The organism is Acetatifactor sp. (genome assembly GCF_982438285.1).
Genome location: NZ_CEWDFQ010000225.1, coordinates 1 through 5,064, shown reverse-complemented (window position 1 = coordinate 5,064; position 5,064 = coordinate 1). Strand labels below are relative to the sequence as shown.

Genomic DNA, 5,064 nt, shown 5'->3' with positions numbered 1-5,064 from the left:
TGCTGTCAAAATCCCGGATAATCTGGCGGCACATGGAGTTAAATTTAAATAGGTTAATGTGCTTTGCCGAAACAAATGCCTGTACCTTTTTCAGCCACTTGGCATGGAGAGCGTCCACACTGCCCGGCGTGGCTTCATAGGGGCGCATACGGTATACGCAGCGCATGAAGATATCCCCAAATTCGGCTCCTACTGCCGCGCGTATCATAAGGTCGGCATTTAAGTGGAAGCCGGGATTTTTTTCAATACCGGCCAGATTCAGCGAAATTACTGGAATCTGCTCCATACCGGCCTTTTTCAGTGCGCGCCTGATAAAGCCCACATAATTGGTGGCCCTGCAGCCTCCTCCGGTCTGGGTCATAATGATAGCTGTCTTGTTCAGGTCATATTTTCCTGACAGGAGAGCCTCCATGATCTGGCCGATCACCAGAAGGGAAGGATAGCAGGCGTCGTTGTTCACATACTTAAGACCTACGTCCACAGAATGCTTATTGTCATTGTCCAGCACTTCAAAGTGGTAGCCGCAGGCGTTAAAGGCCGGCTGCAGGATTTCAAAGTGGATGGGCGACATCTGGGGACAGATGATAGTATAGTCTTTTCGCATTTCCTCCGTGAAGGCCACCTTCTCGATGGCAGAGGAGTGGAGGGTACGCTTTTTGTTCTGCTTTTCCCGCACGCGGATGGCAGAGAGCAGAGAGCGGATACGGATTCTGGCAGCGCCCAGATTGTTTACCTCGTCGATCTTTAAGCAGGTATAAATCTTATCAGAGCCTGAGAGAATATCGTTTACCTGGTCGGTGGTGACCGCATCCAGGCCGCAGCCGAAGGAGTTTAGCTGAATCAAATCCAGATTGTCCACTGTCTTTACATAGCTTGCCGCCGCATAGAGACGGGAGTGATACATCCACTGGTCTGACACAATCAAAGGTCTCTCAGGAGCGGCCAGGTGCGAGATAGAATCCTCTGTCAGTACGGCAATGTCGTAGGAGGTGATCAGCTCAGGAATGCCGTGGTTGATCTCCGGGTCAATGTGATAGGGACGTCCTGCCAAAACGATGCCACGTTTGCCGGTCTCCTTCAGGTATTGCAATACCTCCTCACCCTTTTTCTGCATATCCTTTCTGGCGCAGGCAAGCTCCTCCCAGGCCGCTTTGCAGGCGTCGGCGATTTCTCCCGCCGGGATTTCGGTAAATTCCTTAGTCAGCGCTTCCGTAACAGTGTCCAGGTCACGGAAGGACATAAAGGGATTGCGGAAGGTGATCTGTCCGCTTGTGATTTCCTCCACATTGTTCTTGATATTTTCAGAATAGGAGGTGACAATAGGGCAGTTATAATGGTTATTGGCGTCCTCAAATTCGTTGCGCTCGTAAAAGAGAGCGGGATAGAAAATAAAGGTAATGCCCTGGCGGATCAGCCAGGTTACATGACCATGGGCCAGCTTTGCGGGATAACATTCCGACTCGCTGGGGATGGACTCGATGCCAAGCTCATAAATTTTGCGGTTTGAGCTGGGGGAGAGAATCACCCGGTATCCCAGTCTGGTGAAGAATACATGCCAGAAGGGGTAATTTTCGTACATATTGAGCACTCTGGGAATGCCTACCGTGCCTCTGGGGGCCTTATCCGGGTCCAGAGAAGGGTAGGAGAAGAGCCTGTGCAGCTTATATTCAAACAAATTGGGAACATTGTTGGCGTTTTTCTGGCCGCCGATACCACGCTCGCAGCGGTTGCCAGAAATATACTGGCGTCCGCCGGAGAATTTGTTTATGGTGAGACGGCAGTTATTGGTACAGCCCTTACATTTTGCCATGCTGGTTTCAAATTTCAGATCACAGATCTTTTCGTAGGAGAGCATGGTGGTCTGAAAGCCTTCCTCGTACCGTTCCCGTGCGATCAGTGCAGCGCCAAAGGCGCCCATGATACCGGCGATATCGGGACGAATGGCCTCGCAGCCTGCAATTTTTTCAAAGCTTCGCAGCACGGCGTCGTTGTAGAAGGTTCCGCCCTGTACCACAATATTTTTTCCAAGCTCCGAGGCGTCGGAAACCTTAATTACCTTAAACAGGGCATTTTTGATAACGGAATAAGCAAGGCCCGCCGAAATATCAGAGACCAAAGCGCCCTCCTTCTGGGCCTGCTTTACTTTGGAATTCATAAATACGGTACAGCGGGTGCCAAGATCAATGGGATGCTTGGCAAAAAGAGCCTCCCTTGCGAAATCCTGCACACTGTAATTCAAGGATTTGGCAAAGGTTTCGATAAAGGAGCCGCAGCCGGAGGAGCAGGCCTCGTTGAGCTGTACGCTGTCCACGGTGCCGTTTTTGATCTTGATACATTTCATATCCTGTCCGCCGATGTCCAGGATACAGTCCACCTTTGGGTCGAAAAAGGCCGCCGCGTAGTAATGGGCCACTGTTTCCACCTCTCCGTCGTCCAAAAGGAAGGCTGCCTTCATCAAGGCCTCGCCGTAACCGGTGGAACAGGAGCGCACGATGGAAACGCCCTCGGGCAGAAGGGAATAAATCTCCTTTAAAGAACGGATTGCGGTCTGCAGGGGACTTCCGTCGTTGCTGCTGTAAAAGGAGTATAAAAGAGAGCCGTCCTCGCCCACCAGGGCGATCTTCGTGGTGGTGGAGCCTGCGTCGATGCCAAGAAAGGCGTTTCCCCGGTAGGAGGAAAGCTCGGCTGCGCCCACATGGTGGCGGCTGTGGCGGTCTTTAAACTCCTGATAATCCGCCTCGCTTGCAAACAGCGGCTCCATGCGTTCCACTTCAAATTCCATCTTAATGTCAGAAGAGAGCTTGTTTACCATCTCCTCCAGAGTATAGGACACCTCTTCTTTTGCATTTAAAGCAGAGCCGATAGCGGCAAATAAATGGGAGTTGTCCACATCAATGATGTGCTCCTCATCCAGGTTCAGGGTGCGGATAAAGGCAGCCTTTAACTGGGGCAGAAAGTGAAGGGGGCCTCCTAAAAAGGCCACATGTCCTCTGATGGGCTTGCCGCAGGCAAGACCACTGATGGTCTGGTTTACCACTGCCTGAAAAATAGAGGCAGCCAGATCCTCCTTGGTGGCACCGTCGTTGATCAGGGGCTGGATGTCGGACTTGGCAAACACGCCGCATCTGGCCGCAATGGTATACAGGGATTGGTAATTTTCCGCGTATTCGTTCAGACCAGCGGCGTCTGTCTGCAAAAGAGAAGCCATCTGGTCGATAAAGGAGCCGGTTCCTCCGGCGCAGATGCCGTTCATACGCTGCTCTACGTTTCCGCCTTCAAAATAAATAATTTTTGCATCCTCGCCGCCCAGCTCTATGGCCACATCGGTTTTTGGGGCAAGCTCCTGCAGGGAGGATGCCACCGCGATGACCTCCTGGGTAAAGGGCACTCCCAGATGATTTGCCAGTGTAAGCCCTCCGGAGCCGGTGATCATGGGATGCAGGGTGAGATTACCCAGCTTGTCATAGGCATCCTTTAAAAGAGAGGATAAAGTTTCGCGAATATTTGCATAATGTCTTTTGTAATCGGAAAAAAGAATTTTATGATTTTCATCCAAAAGGGCAATCTTGACGGTGGTGGAACCAATGTCAATGCCAAGAGCTGCCGTTGCGTTTGTTGTATTCATATAACTGCGTCCTTCCTAATTGATTGGTGAATAGGCCAATGAATTTGCAAGTTGCATCTGGTATTATACGACACATATCGACAAAATGCAACGAGACTGAGAAATGAAAGTTTTATAAACTTGGTTTACTTATGGGAGACGGAATGTTAAAATAGAGCAGGACTGTTTGAACAATATATTCCTCTGCCAGGCGGAAAATGCGGAGGGATTTTTAAAAGAAATAGACGGAGGCAATGCGGCGGATGAGCAATTTTGAAAAAAAATTTGGCAGATATGCCATACCCAATATTTCACTGGTGTTGATTTTATGCTATGTGGTGGGATATATTATCAACCTGATTAACGGCAGCTTTCTTACTTATTTAACACTCAATCCTTATGAAATCCTTTTTCATGGACAAATCTGGAGGCTTGTGACCTGGATAATCGTTCCGCCCAGCTCCTTAGACCCCTTTACCATCATTATGCTTTTGTTCTATTATAATATAGGAACCTCTCTGGAGCGGACCTGGGGTACTTACCGGTATAATGTGTATCTGTTCATGGGCATGCTGTTTACTGTGATCGGCAGCTTCCTGTGCATGGGCTATTACTATTTGGTTACCGGCGGTATGGACAGCGTGATTGCTTCCCTTTTGTTTACCCAGGGCTCCTTTATGTTCAGCACCTATTACATCAATATGTCCATATTTTTGGCCTTTGCCGCCACCTTCCCCAATGTGCAGGTGCTTCTCATGTTTGTGATCCCCATCAAGGTAAAATGGATGGGAATTGTGTATATTGTCATGATGGTATGGGAGTTTATCGCCAGCGGCAATCTCTTCTCGCGGATGGCCATCGGAGCTTCCCTGTTGAATTTTATCGTATTTTATGCGCGCACCAAAAACCGGATTCATATGACTCCAAAACAGATAAAACGCAGGGCAGCCTTCAAGCATGAGATAAAACGAAACGTTAAGACTGCCGGGCACCGCTGTGCCATCTGCGGACGCACGGAGGCGGATGATCCCACATTGGAATTCCGCTTCTGCTCTAAATGCAATGGTAATTACGAGTACTGCCAATACCACCTTTTTACCCATGAGCATGTGAAGTAGGCAGAAAGATAGATAAGGAGACTGTATGGACAGGGAAGTAGTATTTGCAAAAACGCTGGAGCAGATAAAAAAGCTGGCTGGAGAACAGGGCGGCTTTATACAGGAGGAGCAGGTGAGGGACGCCTTCGCAGAGCTTTCCCTGGCAAAGGAGCAGCTGCAGCTGGTTTTTGATTACCTGAAAAAGCACCGGATCGGCATCGGGGAGCCGGTTGATCCGGAGGAATATCTCACTGAGGAGGAACGGGATTTTCTGCAGGGCTATCTGGAGGAAATCGAAATGCTTTCCCAGTGCAGCCAGGGAGAGAAGGATGCCATAACCCTTTCTGCCATGGCCGGAGATAT

Annotated in this window: 2 protein-coding genes and 1 pseudogene; 2 read left to right on the top strand and 1 reads right to left on the bottom strand. The window is 49.6% G+C overall.

Annotated features, from left to right (window positions below):
• Positions 1-3,625, bottom strand: a 3,625-nt coding sequence (locus AC1WIP_RS11045) for an acyl-CoA dehydratase activase-related protein (protein ID WP_481141875.1), incomplete at its 3' end; no start/stop codon positions are given.
• Positions 3,626-3,858: 233 nt separating this feature from the next.
• Between AC1WIP_RS11045 and AC1WIP_RS11040 the strand changes: the two genes are divergently transcribed.
• Positions 3,859-4,722: a hypothetical protein gene (locus tag AC1WIP_RS11040; RefSeq protein ID WP_481141874.1), complete on the top strand. Its 864-nt coding sequence runs from the start codon at positions 3,859-3,861 to the stop codon at positions 4,720-4,722.
• 25 nt (positions 4,723-4,747) lie between these two features.
• Positions 4,748-5,064 (top strand): annotated as a pseudogene (locus AC1WIP_RS11035) (hypothetical protein); the annotation flags it as partial.